This is a genomic window from Arthrobacter nitrophenolicus (assembly GCF_000332815.1).
GTDB lineage: Bacteria > Actinomycetota > Actinomycetes > Actinomycetales > Micrococcaceae > Arthrobacter > Arthrobacter nitrophenolicus.
Genome location: NZ_AOFD01000101.1, coordinates 1 through 3587, shown reverse-complemented (window position 1 = coordinate 3587; position 3587 = coordinate 1). Strand labels below are relative to the sequence as shown.

Here is a 3587-nt window from a genome sequence, read left to right as displayed (position 1 = left end):
GCAACCACCCCGGCCGCGCCGCCCCTGGCCGCGCTGGAGGACCCTGAGCTGGGGTAGGTTTTTGGATTTGCCCTGACCTGGCGGCCGCCGGTCCCCTCGCCGGGGGACCCATTGTGGCCTCCAGCCTTGTGCAATACACTTCAAGAGGGTTACGCAGCCAGCCTCTGGACATTCGAGATGGAGCGATCTCAATGATGCAGTTCCTGCATTTCCGGCGCCCACTGGCAGCGGCGCGATGAACAGTTCAAAGCTTTCGCACTACCTCAATAATCCGCGCGATCCGGAAGAAGTCCTGCCCACATTAACCGCGAATGAACTCGCGGACCTGCTGGACGCGCTCTACCAGAACCTTGACACGCCGGAACCCGAATTCGGCGCCCAGGCCTGGTACGACATGGCCGTCGAAGAAAGCTGCCGCAGGGCCGCACTGCGTGACGGCGCCGCCCACGGAGTGGCGTAGCACCGGGACTTTCCGCACCTATTCCCGCCCGCCGCCCGGCCCCCGATGACCACGGTGTTCGTTGGGGACATGGCCCTTCGCTTCCAGGAGATGCTGCTGCAGTTTCTCCTCGGCGTCCCTGCGCCGCCGCGCGGTGTCCCGCATTTCCCGGGTGGACTCGGCGCCCCGGGGCTCACGGTAGCCGGGCCAGCGCCTGCCTGACCGCTCCCCCGCGGGTTGGGATTCTGCGTTCATCTCGGTTCCTCCTTTGGCCGCCAAGGGGGCGTTGCAGCCGCTCTCCGGACTTTGGCTGTCCGGGCTGCGGGTCATCCGCTGGCCGCGTCCCCCCTCTTGCGGATTTCCCGCCGCACCAGGGCCTGCAGCGCTGGAACCGGCGACGACGGATCGGCCGTCAGGCCGGCGCGCAGCCTCTCGGCCAGCAGCTCAAGATCCTCCGGCGGGACGTCGGACAGGGCAGCAAATCGTGTGTAGAAGCGTTTGGCAGGAAGCCCCGCCCGCCGCCGGGCATCTTTTCGGGGTCGGCCGGCTCTTTCTCCGGCAGCGTGCAGCTGATTGTCCATGGTCGCCGTTCACAGGGAATTCAGTGGCCAACTGCATAGCCGCTCCCATAGTACAGCCGGGGACAGCCATTGGAAGTGACCTACGTCACCCGGCGCGGCCCCGGCGGTGGGCGGTCAATTCCAGCCCAACAGCCTCAGCAGCGCCGCCGTTCCCGCTCCGGCGAGCACCACCACCAGGAACGGGGCGCGCAGCGCCAGGGCCACCGCTGCCGCAGCCAGCGCCCCGAGCCGTGCGTCGGCGGCCAGCGACTGGCCCGATGCCACGGCATTGACCATGGTGAGGGAGGCGAGCAGCCCGATGGTCATGGTTCCTGCGATGCGCGACATCCGCGGATTCTCCAGGAAGCGGGCCGGCACCAGGTAGCCCACCAGTTTCCAGGCATAGGCCAGTGCGCAGGCCACCAGCAGCCAGAACCAGAGGCTCATGCGCCTGCTCCCGGAACAGTCCCGTGATGGCCGCCGTCGTGCCTGCCGCCGTGGCCCCCGTCATGCCGGTGGTGCTCCCGGTAAGGATCCACGTCGGGTTCCAGGCCCTCGTCGCTGCGTCCGTGACTGAACCAGCCAATGACTGCCGCCACGACGGCGGCCACCAGGATGGGCACGCCCGCCGGCACGAAGGGAACGGCAATAACCGTTGCAACAGCGCACACCACGGCAATGGCCACGGGCTCGCGGCCTTTGAGCCGGGGCCAGAGCAAGGCCAGGAAGGCGGCCACCGCGGCGCCGTCCAGGCCCCATTGCCTGGGGTCCCCGAGGCCTGCGCCGGCCAGGGCGCCGACGGCGGTAAACAGGTTCCACAGCACGTAGATTCCGATGCCGGCTGCCCAGAATCCGCGGCGCTGCTCTGCGGGATCAGCCTGCCCGGTGCTGGTGGCCGTTGATTCGTCGATGGTCAGCTGAGCACCGACGTATTTCCGCCAGCCGGTGGGCCGAAGCAGCGCGTTCAGCTGCATCCCGTAGATGCCGTTTCGCATGCCCAGCAGCGTTGCCGCGCTCATGGCCGCGATGCCGGAACCGCCGCCTCCCACCACGCCGATGAACGCGAACTGGGAGCCGCCGCTGAAGAGCAGGAGCTGAGGGCCATGGTCTGCCAGAAGTTGAGCCCGGACGTGACCGACAGTGCCCCGAAGGACAGCCCGTACAGCCCGGTGGCGATGCTGATGGAGATACCTACCCGGACGGCCGGTGATCCCAGGAGAAGCATGGTCCAACTCAACCACAGCGAGGGTGGACGCTTGAAACCGGGCCGCAGCTGCCGGGGTCAGGCCCAGGCCAGGGCGGAGCTGCCGTAGGGCGGGGGCGGATTGCGGTAATCGAGGGGCTGCCCGTCCAGCAGCAACGGCGGCGGGACGTACCGGAGCTCCCCGAAGGAGCTGTCCATGGTCCGGCAGTCCGGCGGCGCCAGTCCTGCTGCCGCGTCGTCGGTTCCGGGCAGGGAGAACAGCTCCGCGGCGGTCCTCGCCAGTGACAGCCGCGCGGTCCCGCCCAGGCCGGTACGACGGCGGCGGGCAAGGAGCGTGACAGCTGCGGCTGCCGCTCCGTACCCGGTGGCGTGGTCCAGCGCCTGGACGGGCAGGGCACCCGGGTGCCAGCCGTCGTCGTCGGTCCGGCCGTACAGGTCTGCTATGCCCGCAGCCGCCTGCACAATGCTGTCGAAGCCGCGCAGGCCGCTCCACGGCCCTGTTGCACCCCAGCTGTTCAGCGTGACCACGGCCAGCCCCGGGCGGGCCTCCAGCAGGTCCCCGGCCCCCAGTCCGAACCGGTCCAGCGCCCCCTGCCGGTAGCCGGTGACCACAACGTCGGCGGCCGCAAGGAGGTCGCGCAGCCGCTCCTGGTTTTCCGGGAGGGCCAGGTCCGCCTCGGCGCTGCGTTTGTCGAAGCAGGTGTCCACGAACTGGTCGGACAGTTCCGGCAGCCGGGGCGGGTCGATCCGCAGGACGTCCGCGCCGAGCGCAGCCAGGAGGCGCGTGGCCACCGGGCCGGCGATGACCCTGGTCAGGTCCAGGACACGGACGCCGGCAAGGGGCCGGGTGGTTTTCCCGTTAACGGCTGGAGGACCTGCCGGCACCGGCTCCGGCGTCAGTATCCCGGCCAGGCCCATGGGGGTGGTTTCGCCGTCGGAGGACGTCAGGGAAATCCATGGGCCGGAACCGGCAGCCTCACCCATCGGGGAGGCCAGCCACTCGCTGCGGGTCCGGACGGCAGCAGCGATTCCGCCCGCTGACTGGATTGCTGCCTCCGCCTCAAGGGTCGCCATGGTCCGGAGCGCGGCATCCACCTGGGCCGGGGAGCGCGCGCCGAGGGCCTGCAGCAGGCGCTGCTCGTGGTGCGGGTAGTTGGCGTGGAGCCGGATCCAGCCGTCCCGAGTGCGCCGGAAGCCGGACAGCGGGGCAAACCCCTGCAGCTTCCGCCCGGCGATCCGCAGGTGCCCGGACGAATTGAAGGCGGCGGCGGTCAGCGCCGGCGTGGTGGAAAACCTTCCGCGCCCGCCGGTGTACCCGTCAAGGGCCGCGGCGGCGGCGGAAACGGCGCCCACGGCGAGGCCCTCCACGTCCAAGGGTCCGGCC

General features: G+C 70.0%; 5 protein-coding genes and 1 pseudogene. 1 reads left to right on the top strand and 5 read right to left on the bottom strand.

All coding sequences use genetic code 11. The features are described 5' to 3' along the window. Positions 1 to 235 precede the first annotated feature (235 nt). On the top strand, positions 236 to 460 hold the full coding sequence (locus tag G205_RS20190) for a hypothetical protein (protein WP_009359658.1): 225 nt from the start codon (positions 236 to 238) through the stop codon (positions 458 to 460). Between the two features lie 18 nt (positions 461 to 478). Here G205_RS20190 and G205_RS20185 read toward each other — a convergent pair whose 3' ends face one another. The 5 genes and pseudogenes from G205_RS20185 to G205_RS20165 form a co-directional block, all read right to left on the bottom strand. Continuing rightward, entirely contained in the window at positions 479 to 694 is a 216-nt protein-coding gene (locus G205_RS20185; RefSeq protein ID WP_009359657.1) for a hypothetical protein, read from the bottom strand. A 71-nt stretch (positions 695 to 765) separates the two neighbouring features. Continuing rightward, positions 766 to 1020, bottom strand: a complete 255-nt coding sequence (locus tag G205_RS20180) for a hypothetical protein (protein WP_009359656.1) — start codon at positions 1018 to 1020, stop codon at positions 766 to 768. Between the two features lie 114 nt (positions 1021 to 1134). Then, positions 1135 to 1446: an AzlD domain-containing protein gene (locus G205_RS20175; RefSeq protein ID WP_009359655.1), complete on the bottom strand. Its 312-nt coding sequence runs from the start codon at positions 1444 to 1446 to the stop codon at positions 1135 to 1137. After that, a pseudogene (locus G205_RS20170) lies at positions 1443 to 2224 on the bottom strand (AzlC family ABC transporter permease). Before G205_RS20170 ends, G205_RS20175 begins: the two are co-directional and overlap by 4 nt. Before the next feature lie 57 nt (positions 2225 to 2281). Continuing rightward, on the bottom strand, positions 2282 to 3587 hold a 1306-nt coding region (locus G205_RS20165), incomplete at its 5' end, for a CoA transferase (protein WP_009359652.1).